This is a genomic window from Psychrobacillus sp. NPDC096389, from assembly GCF_044762855.1.
In the GTDB taxonomy this organism is placed as follows: domain Bacteria; phylum Bacillota; class Bacilli; order Bacillales_A; family Planococcaceae; genus Psychrobacillus.
In genome coordinates this window covers 781,670-800,432 of sequence record NZ_JBIWFB010000001.1, presented here as the reverse complement: position 1 = coordinate 800,432, position 18,763 = coordinate 781,670, and the positions used below count along the sequence as shown (strand labels likewise).

The window sequence follows — 18,763 nt, the reverse complement described above, 5'->3', positions numbered from 1 at the left end:
ACCTTCTTTTTTTAATATTCAATTAATTATACACATAAAAAAATACCTCGATATTATTTTATTATAACATCGAAGTATTTTTCGTCTATTAGTTTATGCGTGAACGTAAAAATGCGTGGATGAATTGATCTAATTCACCATCAACAACTGCATGCACATTTCCGCTCTCTTCGTTCGTACGGTGATCTTTTACCATGGAGTATGGATGGAACACATAAGAACGGATTTGACTTCCCCATCCTATTTCTTTTTGTTCCCCACGGATTGCTGCAAGTTGTGCTTCTTGTTCTTCAATTTTTAATTGATACAATTTCGATTTCAATAATTTCATCGCGTGCTCACGATTTTTAATCTGTGAACGTTCGGTTTGGCAAGTAACAATCGTATTCGTCGGTAAATGAGTAATACGTACAGCTGAATCGGTCGTATTAATATGCTGACCACCGGCACCAGTAGCACGGTATGTGTCAATCTTCAAATCTTCGTTACGAATTTCAATTTCAATCTCATCATTGAATTCCGGCATAACATCACACGAAACGAAAGATGTATGGCGGCGACCAGATGAATCAAAAGGTGAAATACGGACAAGACGATGTACACCTTTTTCCGCTTTTAAATAGCCATAAGCATTATGCCCTTTTATAAGCAATGTGACCGATTTAATACCCGCCTCGTCACCAGGTAAGTAATCGAGCGTTTCTACTTTAAAGCCATGTTTATCGGCCCAACGCTGATACATACGAAGTAAAATGGAACCCCAGTCTTGTGACTCGGTACCACCAGCACCTGGATGCAATTCTAAAATTGCATTATGCTTGTCATATTCTTCACTTAATAGCAATTGTAATTCGAAATCACCTAATGAATTTGTGAACTCTTTCAATTCCGATCCAAGTTCTTCTTGTAATTCCTCATCTGGCTCTTCTTTAATAAGTTCAAGTGTCATCTCTAAGTTTTCTTGCGTAGATACTAAATCATTGTATTGCTCTACGATAGCTTTCAATGCATTTAGTTCATTAATTATTTTTTGTGCAGCTTGTGCATCATCCCAAAAGTCAGGAAATGTCATCAGCTCTTCTAATTCTTGTATGCGGACCTCTTTGTTTTCTAAGTCAAAGAGACCCCCTAAAGTCTTCTAATTTCCCTGCTGTTCGATCCAATTCATTACGTACTACTGCTATTTCTACCATATTGTTATTCCTCCGACTTTCTCGATTACTGCCCAGTTCCGTGACAGTTTTTAAATTTCTTTCCACTTCCGCATGGGCATAAGTCATTTCTTCCAACTGCTGCTTCCTTGCGAACTGGTTTCTTCTTAACTGGTCCACCTTCTTCTTTTGGATTGACCGCTTGCCCTTTTGCTACTTCTTCACGTTCTAAGTTGTTTCTAATTTCTGCTTTCATTGCATATTTCGCAACGTCTTCTTGGATGGCATCGACCATTGCTTCGAACATTGCAAACCCTTCGCTTTGGTACTCACGAAGCGGATCTGTCTGCCCGTATGCACGTAAATGAATCCCTTGACGCAGCTGATCCATTGCATCGATATGGTCGATCCATTTAGAGTCAATCGAACGAAGTAATACGACTTTCTCAAATTCACGCATGCGCTCTGGAGTCATTTCTTCCTCTTTCGCGTCATAGAAGCGGATTACTTCTTCTTTCAATTTCTCAATCATTTCTTCAGGAGACAAGTTTTCTAAGTCTGTTAATGTAATAACGCCTTCAGGCAATAAATTCGCTTGTACGTAGTCTACTATTCCTTTTAAACTCCACTCAGCCTTATTCTCTGAAGCAGTATTAGAGCCTATTAAACGCTCGATTGCACCGAAAATCATCGATTCCACAAGTGCACGCATATTATCAGTTTCCAATACTTCATTACGCTCTTTATAAATAATTTCACGTTGTTGACGTAAAACATCATCATACTGCAATAAGCGTTTACGTGAGTCGAAGTTATTTCCTTCTACACGTTTTTGCGCCGATTCTACAGCACGAGAAACCATTTTCGATTGAATCGGTTGTGAATCATCCATGCCTAATTTGGACATCATATTACGCATATTATCTGAACCGAAACGACGCATCAGCTCATCTTCCATCGAAAGATAAAATTGAGTTACCCCTGGATCCCCTTGACGACCAGCACGTCCACGTAACTGATTATCAATTCGGCGTGATTCGTGGCGCTCTGTACCAATTACCGCTAAACCGCCAGCTTCTAAAACACCGTCGCCTAATTTAATATCAGTACCACGTCCAGCCATGTTTGTCGCAATTGTAACAGAACCTAAATGTCCTGCTGTTGCAATGATTTCTGCTTCAGATTCATGGTTTTTCGCATTTAATACACTATGCTTAATGCCATGTTTTGTTAACAATTTAGAAATAATTTCAGACGTTTCAATTGCAACTGTACCGATCAGAACAGGTTGACCAGCTTTATTTCTTTCTGCAATATCTGCAGCTACAGCTTCAAATTTTCCGTTCATGGACGCATAGATTAAATCTGCACGGTCATCCCTTGCAATCGTGCGGTTTGTTGGAATGGCAATAACATTCATATTATAAATATTACGGAACTCTTCTTCCTCTGTTTTTGCCGTACCAGTCATACCAGATAATTTATCGTACATACGGAAAAAGTTTTGGAACGTAATTGTTGCCATTGTCATCGATTCGTTTTGAATTTCTAATCCTTCTTTTGCCTCAATCGCTTGGTGCAATCCATCGCTATAGCGACGACCTTTCATCAAACGTCCTGTGAACGAGTCAACGATGACTACTTCGCCGTCTTGCACTACGTAGTCCACGTCTAAATGCATCGAAGCATGGGCTTTCAATGATTGATTAATTGCATGATTTAAACGAACATGTGTCAAATCGAATAAGTTTTCAATATTAAAGGCTTTTTCTACTTTTTCAACCCCAACATCCGTTAACGTAACGCCTTTAGTAGACTCTTCGTACGTATAGTCCGTTTCTATAATCAGTGTACGGACAAAAGCATTTGCTTGTTTGTACAATAATGCCGCTTTGTTTGCTTGCCCTGAAATAATTAATGGCGTTCTTGCTTCATCGATTAAAATAGAATCGACTTCATCGATTACGGCATAATGAAGTGGACGTTGTACTTTGTCTTCTTTGTACAACACCATATTATCGCGTAAATAGTCAAAACCAAGCTCATTATTCGTCGAATACGTAATATCCGCTGCATATGCTTCCCGTTTTTCTTCTTTAGATAATGAATTTAAATTTAATCCTACTGATAACCCTAAGAAATTATACAATTGCCCCATTTCTGCAGCATCACGGCTAGATAAATATTCATTGACCGTTACAACATGTGCTCCAAGTGCTGGAATTGCATTTAAATACACAGACATGGTAGAAGTAAGGGTTTTCCCTTCCCCCGTTTTCATCTCTGCGATATTTCCTTCATGAAGAGCTGCTGCCCCCATAATTTGGACACGGAAAGGGTACAAGCCCAATACTCGCTTCGCTGCTTCACGTACTACTGCAAATGCTTCCGGTAACAGCTTGTCCAGTGTTTCTCCTTTTGCATAACGAGCACGGAACTCTTCTGTTTTTGCAGTTAGCTGCTCATCGGATTTTGCTTCCATTTCGCCAGCCAATGCTTCAACTTGATCTGCAATTTTTTCTAATCGTTTAATTTCACGTTTATTTAAATCGAATACTTTATTTAATACACCAAGCATCTATTTTCACTTCCCATTTAGTCTTACTCCCCATTTTACCATTCGATAGAAACTCACGCAAATAAGCGAATTTACAATTGGGTAATAGAGATTGAAATAAATGCTGAATATAGAGGTTATTATAAGGAAAGTTTGTGATAATTTGTCTACTTCTCAGTGCTGGACAGTTAAAAAACTTAATCTTCTCCAGTTTTTCAATTGAGAAAATCCAATTAATGGCTTAGAGCAACCAATCAATCTTTGAAAGCAACTAATACTAGGTCGAAAGCAACTAAATTGCCCTTGAAAGCAACTAACAGCAAGTATCACTTGGATTGAGACGACTATGACTGCGATTCGTTTTTATAAAAGTTGTACAAATGTCCCAAAATGTTGCGCTTTTAGAAATTGTAATGATTATTCAAGAATAATGAGCCAATATTTTTGCAACAGCGCGAAGGCAGGCGGTCACCTTACGACGCACTATCCATGAACTACTCATTCTATAAATTGGTTTACCTGTTATTTCTTCTAATCAAGCAAGGAACTTCCATTTTTTCCTAGTCAAAAGAAAACACCCCTCAAGTTTGAGGGGTGTGGATTTAGTTAGTTTGTTTCGATTAGGCCGTATTTGCCGTCTCTTCGTTTGTAGACGATGTTTGTGCCATTGGATTCTGCATCGGTAAAGATGAAGAAATTATGTCCAAGCATATTCATTTGTAATACAGCTTCTTCTTGATCCATTGGTTTTAGATCGAATTGTTTTGTACGAACAATATTGTATGCTTCTTCGTCCGACTGCACTTCAGGGGCATCTGGTGCGTCTACAGTTGCAAAATAAGTAGCGACCCCTTCACGTTCACGGAATTTGCGATTTACTTTTGTTTTATATTTACGTATTTGTCTTTCTAGCTTGTCTACGATGAGGTCCACAGCAGCATACATATCCGAGTGGCGTTCCTCTGCTCGTAGTGTTAAATTTTTCATAGGAATCGTTACTTCTACTTTCGTTTGCTTATCGTTGTACACTTTTAAATTGACGTTAGCTGTTGCCTCGATTTCCTCGTTGAAGTAACGGTCTACTTTCTCAATTTTCCCTTCAACATGTTCTCGCATTGCAGGAGTTACCTCAATATTTTCCCCACGAATGTTAAAGTTTAGCATGAAAACTCCTCCTTTAAATTTAACTCTATATATATGATTCAACATCCCATCCGAAATATCCTTCTTACTTTTAAGAATTTATTTATTTTTTGTCGAATGATGTAATAATCTTTACTTTTCTAAGTTCATCGATTTTCTACGAAGGCTTTTTAATTCACTAATAATTAATTGCTCTGTATTAATATCAGAAGGGAGGTTAATACCATATTCATACCCATCCAATTTTTTGTGTGACCAAACAAACTCACCCACTAAATTAATCGGTGATTCGTCTATTGTAAAATGAAGTTCTACATGAAGCTGTTTATCGATTGCAATGGAAAATTCGGTAAACATTTTCAAGCCATGTGGACTTATATCGATAATTTTACAAGTCCCTTTTTTGGATATTTCTTGTGCTGTTAATCCTGATGCATCTTTTATTAATCGAAAAGTTGCTTCACACGGTTCAGTAAAGGTATAGCGGAAGGATTCTTTTCTTTTATAGTGCATATTTTATCTCCCCTTTACTTTGAATCACTTTTACTCCATTATGACTTCGGGCCACATTTTTTTCAATTACATTTTAACTAAAAAGAACGCCCTATCGTCAATTATACGATAGAGCGCTCTTGTATATGTTTATTTGTTTGTAGCTACTGTTACATCCGTCACTCGTTTAGCTCCTACATAGCGTTTTCCCCAATAATGTGGGTCGTTCAATTTATCGATTTTCACGCCTTGAGAAGTCGATGAATGGATAAACTTACCGTCACCTATGTATATACCAACATGTGAAACGCCTTTACCTGTTGTATTGAAGAAAACCAAATCTCCAGATACTAAATCAGCCTTCTCTACTTTAGAACCTGATGCATGCATACCTGATGAACTACGAGGTAGACTGACACCTAAACCATCATACACATAGCTTACAAATCCTGAACAATCAAATCCTGCTTTTGTAGTTCCACCGCTGCGATATTTAATCCCTATTAAGTTTTTAGCTGTTGCTACTAATTCTTTTGAGTCTACTGAACTTGCTGCCTCAGTATTTCCTGCGAATGGTGCTGTAACTAATAGTATAGATAATATGAATATAGCAATGACTTTTTGCGACATAGATTTGTAATTCATCATGTTCCTCCGAGCGACTAAAATTTTCAGAAAAATTATCTAAATTCATCTTATCACGCTTTAGAACCTCCGAATTTTACATTTGTGTAACAATTATATTACAAAGAGGTCGAATATTACTTAATTGAAAAGAAAAAGCCCAAAAAGTCTGTTATCAAGACTTTTTGGGCTGAAATTATACAACGAAACGTGCCGTTGAAGCTTCTAATATCATTGCTTGTTCACTAATATCGCTTATTAACGCTGACAAGGACTCAATCGTTTGAACATTGGATACTAGCAATTCTACGGTTTGTTCCATTTGGGTGGTATTTGCTTCGATCGATTCTGTTAACTCAAAAATTAGTTTTTCTGACATATTTTTTTCCTGTTCGATTGTCCTAATCGAATCTGTCATATGATCGTTTTGGTTTTTGGATTCGCGAATAAAAGACACAATAGTATCAAATTTTTCATGTAATAGCTGGAATGAAGTTGCATTATTTTTGGATGTAGAAAGCCCTTCTGCAAAAACCATTTCCATTTCCTGTCCTTGATGTGAAATAGAGTTGGAAATGCTGTTAATCGTATTTGCTGTAACCGACACTTCATCAGCCAGTTTTTTTACTTCCTCTGCAACGACAGCAAAACCTTTTCCATGTATACCGGATCTCGCAGCTTCTATTCCGGCATTTAAAGCGAGTAAATTTGTTTGTTTAGAAATAGATTGCACGATAGAGGTCATTCTTGCGATTTCTTCCGTTCTCTCTTGTAATAATTTTCTTTCTTTATCTGCTGCTTTGAATAAAGAACGTAAATGTGCCGCTTCCGCTGCTGCTTTTTTCATCGCATCCGCACTCGCATCAGCTACTTCTACTGCAACTGACGCATGATTATTTAATGCCACTGCTTTTTCAGATACACTTTCAAATGTTCGTGAAAATTCCTCTAGAAATGCCCGAATTCCAATCGACGCTTCTTTTTGCTCCACCATACTTACACTAGTTTCATTGATTGCTAATTGTACGATATTGGAACTCTCTACTGTTTCCTCAGAATATCCTTTTAATGTAGTACTATCGATACTTAACTTTTCAGCAGTTAGTTTAATCATTTCAACCATTTCGGTTAGATTGTTTTTCATTTCATTCATCGCCATCGATACTTCGCCGATTTCATCTTTTGTCGAAATATGTATCGGCTTCACTAGTAAATTTCCTTTCGAAATTTCTTTAGCTGATGATGCTACATTGGAAAGTTGATTTCTTATTTGTCGGTTTGTCAGCAACAATAAAATGATTGAGAACAGCCCAGCTATTAAGAAAGAAGCAACTACTATGACTATCGTATTTTGCTGACTTGCATTCATATCATCGATTATTAATTGGCGATTATTGGACTCTCGCTCTCTCGTCGCATCAAGCATTTCGATCAATACATTATATTTTTCATTGATCGATTGAAGCTGGCGACGTTTGGCAACATTTTCTTTATTAACAACTGATTTTTTTAAATTGCTTTCATAAGTCGTTTGAATACTATTCAATGTTTTTGTGAAGTTTTCCCAATCAATATGCGCCATTCGATTACTTGCTGTCGGTACTAGCTCTGCCAGATTGGTTTTCTTTGCTTCATAGTCTTTGTCGAATTCCTCTAACGGGTCACCCGCAAAAAGGGAAATCGCTATGTATAAACTAGCTACCTCTGCCCGCATAATATCTGCGTTCTCGACATTTTCAGATGATACCTCTAACTTATCGGACAGTTTTTGATTGTGAATCACTTGAACAATTAATAACACTGTCATAATGCCGAATAAGATAAAAGAACTAATAATTGCAATTAAATACTTCGTTCTCAGTGGAATTCTAGACCATTTTTTCATAGGTAATGAGACCTCCCACTTGGAAATATAGCATATTATACCGCCGTTTAGAGCGTCTTTCTCAAAACTTTACAGTAACTTTACAAACAGAAAAATTATGTCTTAACAACCTTATATACAATGTCGTTTTCTGCTTGAATATGTAAAATGAAAATAAAATTATTCATGTTTTTTCTACATAAAATCTGTCTGTTATTTTGTATTGTCGAATAAGAATAATTTGTCGAATGGTGATCAGTGGAAATTGTATATAAATAGAGGGAATGAGGGAGAAGATTTAGTCTTGGTGGAGTGATTGATTGCTTATGGGGGAGGAAAGGTTGCTTTCACTGGAAACTGATTGCCGGCATCCTTTATTTGGATTTTATTATATTGAAAAGAGCGCCTAATCGAAGGCGCCCTTTAATTATTTGACGATTAGTTTTATTTTATTTTGTGATGGATCATTTGTAATGGAGATACCATTTTCTTCTGTAAGTGGTGCTCCAATTTTTTTCAAGTTTTCAATTGCCGTATTTAATACTTCATTGCTTGGATAAACTAAAGTAAAAGCTTCTAATCCTACAATATTATCCGCAGCAGCCGGTGCTCCAACGCCCGCCCATGTGTTCATCCCGATATGGTGATGGTATTTCCCTGTCGCCATGAATAATGCACCTGGGTATGGAGTAACAACTTCAAGTCCTAATGCATTGTAAAATTTTTCAGCAGCTTGTAAATCTGCAACATGTAAATGAATATGTCCCATTACAGTGCCTGCTGGTAGACCTTCCCACTTAGTGCTTGCGCCTTCCGCTAAAATACTTTGCGCATCGATTTGAAGTGTGTCCATTGCAACATGTTCACCATTCCATTTCCACTCTGTATCTGGGCGGTCGCTATAAATTTCAATGCCGTTACCATCTGGGTCATTTAAGTAAAGAGCCTCACTTACTAAGTGATCTCCCGCTCCAACTCGAATATTGATTTCGATAAAATGTTTTAATACTGCACCTAGATCCGCACGTGTAGGAAGTAATAATGCGAAATGATATAGACCAGTTGTTTTTTGGTTTTTTGGTTCGAAGTCTGGTCGTTGCTCAAGGGAAAGTAATGCTGTTTTCCCATCAGCTGTTAGAAGTGCTTGGTTCTCTTGTTTTTCCAATACTTTAAATCCTACTACTTGTTGATAAAATGCAAGTGATTCTTCTAAGTTCATTACTTTTAATTCCACTAGTTCTACGAAAGTGTATGGTTTATTATGATATTTCATTTAATATTCTCCTCTTTTTAAGTTACTTTTCGTAAGTAATTATATTTTAGTTACTTATGAAAGTCAAGTAGATGAAATGAGGATTGGATAAAAGATACTTGATTTATTGAAAATCGTAAGATATTGGAACAGTTTCCCCTAATCACAAGATAGGAATGGTGAATCGCAAGGTAACCTCTCTTTATCGCAAGATTGAGGGGTGGAATCGCAAGGTAACCTCTCTTTATCGCAAGATTGAGGGGTGGAATCGCAAGATACTGCCTCCGAATCGCAAAATAGCCTTCCCAAATCGCAAGATCTCCCGCCACGCGCAAAAAAACCACTAGCCTACTCATAGACTAGTGGTTTGATAATAGTTTATTTTGCTAATGGAACTTGGAACGACATTTGCTGGCATTCAGCGAGTTTACTGATGTCAAAGTTCCCTCCGCTTACGATAATTCCTATATTTCGTGATGCGGATGGCATGTGGTGGTTCAACACTGCCGCTACTGCTGCGGCTCCAGCACCTTCAATAAGTGTTTTTTCGCGTTCGAGCATGAAGAGGATTGCAGATGCAATTTCTGCTTCCGATACTGTGATGATGTCGTCGACGAGAGAGTGAATAATGTTCATCGTCAGCTTGCCTGGTACTCTCACGTTGATGCCTTCTGCGATTGTTTTGCCTTGGAATGGGATGAGTCCCCCATTTTTTCCTTTAAAAGCAGTAGCAATGGCAGGTGAGTTTGCTGGTTGCACGCCAATGACACGGATATCCGGACGGGTCGATTTCACAGCAAGTAAAGTGCCTGCGAGTAAACCACCGCCCCCCGCTGGAACGACAATGGTATCGATTCCTGGACTTTGCTGCAGCATTTCCATCGCAACTGTCGCTTGACCTTCGATAATGGCTAAATCGTCGAATGGATGGATGAACGTTGCCCCTGTTCGAAGCTGTTCTTCTCTTGCCGCAACATAGGCTTCGTCGAAATTTTGTCCGACTAGCTTTACTGTAGCTCCATATCCTTTTGTGGCGTTTACTTTCGTTTCCGGTGTACCAATCGGCATGTAAATCGTTACCGGAATACAGCGTGCTTTGCCAGCATAGGCAACTCCTTGTGCGTGATTCCCTGCGGAAGCGGCGATTAATCCTTTCTCGCACTCTGCCTCCGTTAGCTGTGATACCTTATTCATCGCACCTCTTATTTTAAATGAACCTGTTTTTTGCAAATTCTCTAATTTCAAGTATACTTGCTTACCCGTCATTTCGTTTAATGTAGTCGACATTTTACATGGTGTACGATGCACGAACTCCGCTACTTTTTCTGATGCTTCAAATAAACCTACAGTGTCGTATGAATTCCCAACAAAACCATCTCCTAGTTTGCTAATTTTTTGTTTTCAAAAGCTTGAATATGATCTTCATATTGGAAGGTCAATGAAATTTCATCCCATCCATTTAGAAGCATTTTCTTTTGGTACGGATCAATGTCAAATGAATAGACAGCACCGTCCGCTCCTGTTACCGTTTGTTCTTCTAAATTTACTTCTACCTTATATTCTTCTTTACTCAAAATAGCTTCCACTTCGTCTACAGACAATTTAATAGGAAGAATTCCATTTTTCATGCAGTTATTATAAAAAATATCCGCGAAACTTGGAGCGATGACTACGCGGAAACCATAGTCAAGAATTGCCCACGGAGCGTGCTCACGTGATGATCCACATCCGAAGTTATCATGCGCTACTAAAATAGTAGAATCTTTATAACGTGCATCGTTTAGCACAAAGTCTTGAATTGAATTTCCTTCAGCATCAAAGCGCCAGTGATAAAACAAGTACTTACCGAAACCTGTGCGCTCGATTCTTTTTAGAAATTCTTTCGAAATAATTTGGTCGGTATCGACGTTTTTTTGATTTAAAGGGGTAATGACACTTTTTACTTCATTAATAGGCTCCATCGTTTTTCCTCCTTACGCATTCTAAATCAAATTCGCCTTGGCGTATTTGCGTCCAGATTTTGCATCGAACTTGTTCGATGAACTCCTTTACAAAATCCGTGACATCCGCCGGAGGCTTACTAGAATCAGTAGGGGTCTAAACCCCTACTGATTCTAGTTGGAACTTGCGAATATCTACAATATGGCCTTCGATTGCTGCTGCAGCTGCCATTGCTGGGCTCATCAGATGTGTTCTAGATCCTGCGCCTTGACGACCTTCGAAGTTACGGTTAGATGTAGAAGCACAATGTTCCCCAGCCGGAACGATGTCGTCATTCATCGCTAGACACATACTGCATCCAGATTCACGCCATTCAAATCCTGCTTCAAGGAAAATTCGGTCAATGCCCTCTTGTTCTGCTTGTTTTTTCACGGTTTGTGATCCTGGTACAACAATTGCTTTTACAGTTGGATGTACTTTACGTCCTTCAATAACGCTTGCTGCTGTGCGTAAATCGCTTAGACGAGCATTCGTACAAGAGCCAATGAACACATTACTAATAGCGATATCCGTTATTGGCATTCCTTCATCTAGTCCCATATAAGCAAGTGCTTTTTCATGTGCTGATCGGTCGCTTGCTTCTGAGAAATCTGTTGTAAGTGGAATATTGTTAGAAACTCCTGAACCCATGGAAGGATTTGTACCCCAAGTAACAAAAGGTTCGATTTCAGTAGCTGAAATTTCAACTGTTTTATCGTAAATTGCACCTTCGTCAGAAGCGAGTGCTAACCAACGTGTTGCTTCTTTGTCAAAAGCTTCACCAGTTGGAACATGTTCGCGACCTCTTAGGAATTCAACAGTCGTCGCATCAGGGCTAATCAAGCCTGCACGAGCTCCTGCTTCGATAGACATATTACAGATTGTCATACGCTCTTCCATCGATAGTTTACGAATAGCTTCGCCTGTGTATTCTACGATATAACCTGTTCCCATATCGATTCCGAATTTCGAAATAATTGCTAGAATAATATCTTTTGCTGCAACTCCGTAACCTAGTTCGCCTGTTACTTTAATTTCCATCGTTTTCGGTCTTGCTTGCCAAAGTGTTTGCGTAGAAAGAACATGCTCTACTTCGCTAGTTCCAATTCCGAAAGCGATCGCACCGAACGCGCCGTGAGTAGAAGTGTGGCTATCACCACAAACAATTGTTTTACCTGGTTGCGTTAAACCAAGCTCTGGGCCGATAATATGCACGATTCCTTGATCTGGATGGTCCATATTGGCAAGTGGGATTCCGAATTCTTCGCAGTTTTCTTGCAATGTATTGATTTGCTTGCGTGCAATTTCATCTTTAATCTGTTCTCTATTACGAGTTGGTACGTTGTGATCCATCGTTGCATAGCAAAGATCCGGACGACGAACTTTGCGATTGTTTAGTCGTAACCCTTCAAAAGCTTGCGGAGATGTCACTTCATGGAGTAAGTGTAAATCGATATAGAGAAGGTCTGGTTTTCCTTCTTCCTCATATACTACGTGTTCATCCCAAATTTTCTCAATTATCGTTTTTGCCATTTTAGTTTCTCTCCTTTTGGTTAGACATACGTAAACATAATACTATCGGAAACAAATTCTGAATCTAATTCTTCTAATACTTTTGCTGTCCATTCCATTGTGGAAAGAACGCGTTTGCCTTCTGTTTGTAAATCTGCTGTGAAGTTGCCATCATTTAGTACATTAAATACTGCTTCTTCCATCGCCGCTGCTTCTGTTTCCATTTGGAATGCTTCACGCAGCATCATTGCCGCTGAAAGAATAGTCGCTGCTGGGTTTGCTTTGTCTTGACCTGCAATGTCAGGAGCAGAACCGTGAGCTGGTTCGTACAAACCAAAACCGTCTCCTCTTGTACTTGCAGATGCTAGCATTCCTAAAGAACCCGTAATAACGGATGCTTCATCACTTAAAATATCTCCAAACATATTTTCCGTTACAATAACGTCAAATGCATCTGGCTTCGTGATCAACTTCATCGCAGTCGAATCCACAAGCATATGTTCCACTTCTACATCTGGATATCCTTGTTTCTTCTCTTCCACAATTTCGCGCCATAACTTACTTGAATCGAGTACATTGGCTTTATCGACAGAAGCAAGTTTTCCTCTGCGGCTACGAGCAAGTTGGAATGCAGTATCCACAATGCGCTCAATTTCTTCCCGTGTATAAACGAGAGAATCGATTGCGTAATCTTTTGTTTTCTTACGAGGTTCGGCAAAGTATAAACCGCCAGTTAATTCACGAACAATGACTAAGTCTACTGATTCTGCGATTTCTTTTTTAAGAGGTGAAGCTCCTAGTAATGCAGGAATCGCTTTGACTGGTCGGATGTTCGCATACAGTCCAAAATGTTTGCGAATGGCTAGTAATCCTTTTTCCGGGCGTAAATGAGATGGATTTTGATCCCATTTAGGCCCACCAACTGCACCTAAGAGAATGGCATCACTTTCGCTACATAAGTTAATCGTTTCTTCTGGAAGTGGATTTTCGCAAGCATCAATTGCCGCTCCACCGATCAAAGCATATTGAAAGTTAAACGTATGATTAAATCGTTTTTCGATGGCTTGAAGCACTTTTACAGTTGCTCCGGTTACTTCTGGACCGATTCCATCTCCTGGTAATACCGTTATCGTCTTTTCCATCTCATTCACTCCTGTTTTTTAATTGACTACTGGCACTCTTTCTTGATAATACGCTTTTATTAATTGGCGATTAATGGCATTTAAGTACGCTTTTGCAGATGCTTCTAATACGTCTTGTGAAGCATTGCGACCAATGGAAACCACATCGTTGAAAGTCAAGTTAATGACAGCCTCTCCAAGTGCGTCCCGACCTTTTGATACAGAAGATACACGATAATCAATAATATGAACTTTTCCATTCACAAGCTTTTCAAGCGTATTGAAAATCGCCTCTACAGAACCAGCTCCCGTAGATGATACAACTTCCACTTGACCAGATGGTGTTTTCGCTTGAACCGTAGCGGTCGGAATGTTGGACGTTCCATATTGCACTTGCACACTTTCTAGTTCATAGACATCGACTTCAGACGTTTTTACTTGTTGATCTGTTAATAAAACAAATAAATCATCCTCTGTGATCTCTTTCTTCGAATCTGCTAATTTCTTGAATGCTGCGAATGCGGCATTTAGTTTTTCATCACTTAAATGGAAGCCCATTTCCACAGCGCGGCTAGAGAATGCATGGCGACCAGAGTGTTTACCAAGTACAAGTTCAGTAGATGCATCTCCGATTAATTCCGGAGTAATAATTTCATACGTTTCTGGGTTTTTCAGCATTCCATCTTGGTGAATACCAGATTCATGTGCAAAAGCATTTTTCCCTACTATCGCTTTATTTGGTTGGATTGCTACACCTGTTAGCTTACTTACTAGCTGACTTGTGCGTTTTGTTTCTTTTAAAATGATGCCAGATTCTGTTTGGTAGTAGTCATTGCGAATATGTAGTGCAACTGCAATTTCTTCTAGCGCTACATTTCCAGCCCGTTCACCAATACCGTTGATCGTACCTTCTACTTGTAAAGCACCATTTTCAATTGCTGCTAATGTATTTGCTGTTGCTAATCCTAAATCATCGTGACAGTGAGCGGAAAGCTTCACTTTTTCAATGCCCGTCACATTTTCAGATAAGTATCGGAATAAAGCACCATATTCAATAGGTGTTGCATACCCTACTGTATCTGGAATATTAATAGTTGTTGCTCCTGCTTTAATCACTTCATTAATAATGCGAACAAGAAAGTCTTTATCTGAGCGAGTTGCATCTTCTGCGGACCATTGTACGAGTGGAAAATATTTTCTTGCTAGTTTCACTGATTCAACAGCAAGTTCAATCACTTGCTCTGGTGTTTTATTTAACTTTGTTTGCATATGAATTGGGGATGTTGCGATAAATGTGTGTAAATGAGGTTGCACTCCACCTTTTAAAGCCCCCCAAGCTGCTTCAATATCACCTTTGATCGTACGAGCTAACCCCGTCACTACTGAATTTTTCACCGTATCTGCAATGAGTTTAACCGCTTCAAAGTCCCCAGGGGATGAAGCAGGAAAACCTGCTTCAATAATGGAAACTCCGTACTTTTCAAGTTGACGTGCGATTTCTAACTTCTCTTGCGTGTTTAGATTAATTCCTGCTGATTGTTCACCATCACGAAGCGTCGTATCAAAAATATCAATTTTGCGCACTCGTCACCACTTCTTTCTTCACTTGTTTTTTACCTTCATTGATAAATGGCATCATTTCGCGAAGTTTTGCACCAACTACTTCGATTTGATGTTCAGATTCTGCTTTTTTGATTGCATTATATTTTGGACGATCTGTTTCGTTTTCTTCAATCCATTCTTTTGCAAATTTACCGCTTTGGATATCTGTTAATACGTCTTTCATACGATCTTTTACAGAAGCATCGATGATACGTGGTCCCGATACAAAATCTCCCCACTCAGCTGTATCCGAGATAGAAGAACGCATTGTAGCCATTCCACCTTCGTACATTAAGTCAACGATCAGCTTTAATTCATGTAATGTTTCAAAATAAGCAAGTTCAGGTTGGTATCCTGCTTCTACTAAAGTTTCAAAACCAGCTTTTACGATTGCAGTTGTACTACCGCAAAGTACTGCTTGCTCTCCGAATAGATCTGTTTCTGTTTCTTCTTTAAATGTTGTTTCAAGTACGCCAGCACGAGCTGCTCCAATTCCTTTTGCGTATGCTAAAGCTAGGTCTTTTGCGTTACCAGTCGCATCTTGGTATACAGCGAATAATCCTGGTACTCCTGCTCCTGCTTCAAATGTTCTACGTACTAAGTGACCTGGTCCTTTTGGTGCTACAAGGAATACATCCACATCTGCTGGAGGTACGATTTGATCGAAGTGTACGTTAAATCCGTGTGCGAATACTAAAGATTTGCCTGCAGTTAATGCTGGTTGGATTTCTGCTTCATATACTGCTTTTTGTCTTTCATCTGGTAATAAAATCATGATAACGTCTGCTTTTTCAGCTGCTTCTTTTACTGAATATACTTCTAGTCCGTCTTCTTTTGCTTGATCGAAAGATTTACCTGCACGAATACCTACTACTACATTGAATCCAGAATCCTTTAAGTTTTGTGCGTGTGCGTGACCTTGTGATCCGTACCCGATGATTGCGATTGTTTTGTCCTGTAAAAGTCCTTCGTTGATATCTCCGTTATAATACATTTTAGCCATTTTAATTTCCTCCTAAGGATTGTTTTTTAATTTATATGAGAGTATAGAACTTTGTTACTAATTTTAGTGTTGCTTATAAAATAGATAGTTGCGGTGTAGCGACTTTTTGAGTTTCCCTTACAAATGCCGTAACGCCTGTTCTCGTTAAGTCTTTAATGCCATATGGTTTGAGCAAATCGATAAATGCATCAATTTTTTCTGAGTTACCAGTTACTTGGAAAGTCACGACATTTTTGCCTGTGTCAATTGTTGCTGCTCGGAATGGTTCTACAATACTATTGATCTCGGATCTTACTGCTGGTGGTGCCACTACTTTCACAAGTGCGAGTTCCCTTACGACAATCGATTTTTCCGTTATATCGTTGACCTTGAGCACATCTACTTGTTTTTGTAGTTGCTTTAATAGTTGTTCGAGCTTTTGTTCATCTTCTACATTTACGACAAAGGTCATTTTAGAAATTTGCTGTTGTTCTGTATGACCTACTGTGATGCTTTCAATATTGAACTGACGTTTCATGAGAAGGCCAGTTACGCGGTTTAAAACGCCGCTTTGGTTAATCACGGTTACAGTAATGATGCGTTTCATTCTGGCTTCACTCCAATCATTTCATGTAGTCCGGTACCTGGTACCACCATTGGGTATACTTTTTCTTTTTGCACAACTCGGCAATCGATCAATACCGGTTCGTCTGATTCCAATGCTTCTTTTAATTGCACCTTTGCATCTTCATACGTTTCGATTTTGTATCCTTTCAAATCGTAAGCCGCTGCCAGTTTCACAAAATCTGGTTGCACAGGAATTAAAGACTGGGAATAACGCTCCCCATGGAATGTCTCTTGCCACTGACGAACCATTCCAAGTGCTTGGTTGTTCAAGATTACTATTTTTACTGGAATACGCATTTCTTGCAAAAGGGATAATTCCTGCAAGGTCATTTGGAATCCAGCATCTCCAACGATCGAAACTACTTTTGCTTCTGGCTTTGCAAGCTGGGCGCCAATTGCTGCCGGGAAGCCGAAGCCCATTGTTCCAAGTCCACCGGATGTTACCCAGTTGTGGGGTTGGTTGAATTTATAGTACTGTGCTGCCCACATTTGGTGTTGCCCTACATCCGTAGTAACAATTGCATCTCCATTTGTGTATTCGTGAACAAGTTCTACTACTTGCTGTGGAAGAAGACCTCTTTCTTCACTTGCATGATAGAACAGTGGGTATTCCTCTTGATTGATTTGTAAGCTTTCTAACCATGCTGCCGTATTGCCATTTGGAGCGTTTTGTTCTAGTAAAGCCGTTAAAGCCTCTTTTGCGTCCGCTACAATCGGAATTTCCGTTGGTACATTTTTTCCGATTTCCGCGGGATCTATATCGATATGAATCACTTTTGCATTAGGTGCAAAGTGGGCTAAGTTACCAGTTAAACGGTCATCAAATCTTGCTCCGACGTTGATGAGTAAGTCACAAGTTTGAATCGCCATATTTGCTGTATAGGTTCCGTGCATTCCTGCCATTCCGATAAACAGCGGATGATTTCCTTCAATGGTTCCTAAACCGAGTAAAGTGTTCGTTACAGGAATTTGGTATTTTTCAGCCAGCTCGACTAACTGATCAGAAGCTTTTGCAAATAATACACCTGCTCCAGCTAAGATAAGCGGCTGTTTCGCTGTCGAAATAGCTTGTGCTGCTTTTTGAATTTGTAAATAGTTCGGTGTTGTCGTCGGTTGATAGCCTGGTAGATTTACTTCAACTGATGCCATATCATTCGGGTTAAATATACTTGTTGCCATATTTTTAGGAATATCTACGACGACTGGTCCTGGACGACCTGTGGAAGCAATATGAAAAGCTTCATGAATAATTCTTGGTAAGTCAGCTACATCTTTTACTTGGTAATTATGTTTTGTAATTGGTTGTGTAATACCGATGATGTCCGCTTCCTGAAAAGCATCTGTTCCGATTACTGTCGTTGCAACTTGCCCTGTGAAAACAACGAGTGGAATTGAATCCATCATTGCATCTGCAATTCCCGTTACGACATTTGTTGCACCTGGGCCTGAGGTAGCAATAACTACTCCTACTTTTCCAGAAACACGAGCATATCCTTCCGCCGCGTGAATTGCTCCTTGCTCATGACGAGCTAAAATATGTCTAATTGGGTTTTTATGAAGCGCATCATAAATCGGTAAAACTGCCCCACCTGGATAACCAAAAACTACTTCAACTTGGTGCTTTTTTAATGTTTCAATTAAAACATCTGCACCATCCAATTGTTTCGGAGCTGCCGAGGTTTCGGGCTCTTCATACATTTGTTCTGTTTCTTCAACAGTCATCTTCATCATAATTTCCTCCTTTTGATCAAATCGTCCAGTTAAAACTCTTATATAAAAAGAAAAGAATTTCACCCCACACAAAAAAACTATCGTTCTTTTGTATAGGGATGAAATTCTTTTCATGGTACCACCCT

15 protein-coding genes are annotated in these 18,763 nt (G+C 39.2%); all 15 read right to left on the bottom strand.

Annotation, left to right across the window (positions count from 1 at the left end):
• Window positions 1-88 precede the first annotated feature (88 nt).
• The 15 genes from prfB to ilvB all read right to left on the bottom strand — a co-directional run bounded on the left by prfB (window position 89) and on the right by ilvB (window position 18,605).
• Window positions 89-1,193, bottom strand: a protein-coding gene (gene prfB, locus ACIQ38_RS03745) for a peptide chain release factor 2 (RefSeq protein WP_402818166.1) whose coding sequence is annotated in 2 segments (ribosomal slippage) — window positions 89-1,117 and window positions 1,119-1,193 — 1,104 coding nt in all. Because the reading frame shifts where the segments join, the coding sequence is not laid out codon by codon here.
• 25 nt (window positions 1,194-1,218) lie between these two features.
• Window positions 1,219-3,729, bottom strand: coding sequence for a preprotein translocase subunit SecA (gene secA / locus ACIQ38_RS03740; RefSeq protein ID WP_402818163.1), 2,511 nt, complete (start codon window positions 3,727-3,729; stop codon window positions 1,219-1,221).
• Window positions 3,730-4,314: 585 nt separating this feature from the next.
• A complete protein-coding gene (hpf, locus tag ACIQ38_RS03735) occupies window positions 4,315-4,872 on the bottom strand; it encodes a ribosome hibernation-promoting factor, HPF/YfiA family (RefSeq protein ID WP_402818160.1) in 558 nt (185 codons plus the stop codon).
• 111 nt (window positions 4,873-4,983) lie between these two features.
• The gene (locus ACIQ38_RS03730; RefSeq protein WP_402818157.1) at window positions 4,984-5,364 is read right to left on the bottom strand and encodes a PilZ domain-containing protein; all 381 of its coding nucleotides are present in this window, start codon (window positions 5,362-5,364) and stop codon (window positions 4,984-4,986) included.
• A 129-nt stretch (window positions 5,365-5,493) separates the two neighbouring features.
• On the bottom strand, window positions 5,494-5,988 hold the full coding sequence (locus ACIQ38_RS03725) for a C40 family peptidase (RefSeq protein WP_402818154.1): 495 nt from the start codon (window positions 5,986-5,988) through the stop codon (window positions 5,494-5,496).
• Window positions 5,989-6,163: 175 nt separating this feature from the next.
• Entirely contained in the window at window positions 6,164-7,852 is a 1,689-nt protein-coding gene (locus ACIQ38_RS03720) for a methyl-accepting chemotaxis protein (RefSeq protein ID WP_402818151.1), read from the bottom strand.
• A 406-nt stretch (window positions 7,853-8,258) separates the two neighbouring features.
• Entirely contained in the window at window positions 8,259-9,104 is an 846-nt protein-coding gene (locus tag ACIQ38_RS03715) for a VOC family protein (protein ID WP_402818148.1), read from the bottom strand.
• A 357-nt stretch (window positions 9,105-9,461) separates the two neighbouring features.
• Window positions 9,462-10,391, bottom strand: coding sequence for a threonine/serine dehydratase family protein (locus tag ACIQ38_RS03710; protein ID WP_402818145.1), 930 nt, complete (start codon window positions 10,389-10,391; stop codon window positions 9,462-9,464).
• A gap of 71 nt (window positions 10,392-10,462) precedes the next feature.
• Window positions 10,463-11,044, bottom strand: coding sequence for a 3-isopropylmalate dehydratase small subunit (leuD, locus tag ACIQ38_RS03705; protein ID WP_402818143.1), 582 nt, complete (start codon window positions 11,042-11,044; stop codon window positions 10,463-10,465).
• A 136-nt stretch (window positions 11,045-11,180) separates the two neighbouring features.
• Window positions 11,181-12,596, bottom strand: a complete 1,416-nt coding sequence (leuC, locus tag ACIQ38_RS03700; protein ID WP_402818140.1) for a 3-isopropylmalate dehydratase large subunit — start codon at window positions 12,594-12,596, stop codon at window positions 11,181-11,183.
• Window positions 12,597-12,616: 20 nt separating this feature from the next.
• Window positions 12,617-13,717, bottom strand: coding sequence for a 3-isopropylmalate dehydrogenase (leuB, locus tag ACIQ38_RS03695; protein ID WP_402818137.1), 1,101 nt, complete (start codon window positions 13,715-13,717; stop codon window positions 12,617-12,619).
• Window positions 13,718-13,735: 18 nt separating this feature from the next.
• Window positions 13,736-15,280 carry a 2-isopropylmalate synthase gene (locus ACIQ38_RS03690; RefSeq protein WP_402818135.1) on the bottom strand — a complete coding sequence of 515 codons (1,545 nt, stop codon included), beginning with the start codon at window positions 15,278-15,280 and terminating at the stop codon, window positions 13,736-13,738.
• Window positions 15,267-16,301, bottom strand: coding sequence for a ketol-acid reductoisomerase (gene ilvC, locus ACIQ38_RS03685; protein ID WP_402818132.1), 1,035 nt, complete (start codon window positions 16,299-16,301; stop codon window positions 15,267-15,269). The genes ACIQ38_RS03690 and ilvC overlap by 14 nt, the downstream gene beginning before the upstream one ends.
• Before the next feature lie 73 nt (window positions 16,302-16,374).
• Window positions 16,375-16,887: an acetolactate synthase small subunit gene (gene ilvN, locus ACIQ38_RS03680; RefSeq protein ID WP_402818129.1), complete on the bottom strand. Its 513-nt coding sequence runs from the start codon at window positions 16,885-16,887 to the stop codon at window positions 16,375-16,377.
• Window positions 16,884-18,605, bottom strand: a complete 1,722-nt coding sequence (gene ilvB / locus ACIQ38_RS03675; RefSeq protein ID WP_402819593.1) for an acetolactate synthase large subunit — start codon at window positions 18,603-18,605, stop codon at window positions 16,884-16,886. Before ilvB ends, ilvN begins: the two co-directional genes overlap by 4 nt.
• Between the last annotated feature and the right edge of the window lie 158 nt (window positions 18,606-18,763).

What these genes read in the sequence shown, in the direction of transcription:
- secA (WP_402818163.1), bottom strand. Translation starts at nt 3,729, where the DNA reads ATGCTTGGTGTATTAAATAAAGTATTCGATTTAAATAAACGTGAAATT.
- hpf (WP_402818160.1), bottom strand. Translation starts at nt 4,872, where the DNA reads ATGCTAAACTTTAACATTCGTGGGGAAAATATTGAGGTAACTCCTGCA.
- ACIQ38_RS03730 (WP_402818157.1), bottom strand. Translation starts at nt 5,364, where the DNA reads ATGCACTATAAAAGAAAAGAATCCTTCCGCTATACCTTTACTGAACCG.
- ACIQ38_RS03725 (WP_402818154.1), bottom strand. Translation starts at nt 5,988, where the DNA reads ATGAATTACAAATCTATGTCGCAAAAAGTCATTGCTATATTCATATTA.
- ACIQ38_RS03720 (WP_402818151.1), bottom strand. Translation starts at nt 7,852, where the DNA reads ATGAAAAAATGGTCTAGAATTCCACTGAGAACGAAGTATTTAATTGCA.
- ACIQ38_RS03715 (WP_402818148.1), bottom strand. Translation starts at nt 9,104, where the DNA reads ATGAAATATCATAATAAACCATACACTTTCGTAGAACTAGTGGAATTA.
- leuD (WP_402818143.1), bottom strand. Translation starts at nt 11,044, where the DNA reads ATGGAGCCTATTAATGAAGTAAAAAGTGTCATTACCCCTTTAAATCAA.
- leuC (WP_402818140.1), bottom strand. Translation starts at nt 12,596, where the DNA reads ATGGCAAAAACGATAATTGAGAAAATTTGGGATGAACACGTAGTATAT.
- leuB (WP_402818137.1), bottom strand. Translation starts at nt 13,717, where the DNA reads ATGGAAAAGACGATAACGGTATTACCAGGAGATGGAATCGGTCCAGAA.
- ilvC (WP_402818132.1), bottom strand. Translation starts at nt 16,301, where the DNA reads ATGGCTAAAATGTATTATAACGGAGATATCAACGAAGGACTTTTACAG.
- ilvN (WP_402818129.1), bottom strand. Translation starts at nt 16,887, where the DNA reads ATGAAACGCATCATTACTGTAACCGTGATTAACCAAAGCGGCGTTTTA.
- ilvB (WP_402819593.1), bottom strand. Translation starts at nt 18,605, where the DNA reads ATGTATGAAGAGCCCGAAACCTCGGCAGCTCCGAAACAATTGGATGGT.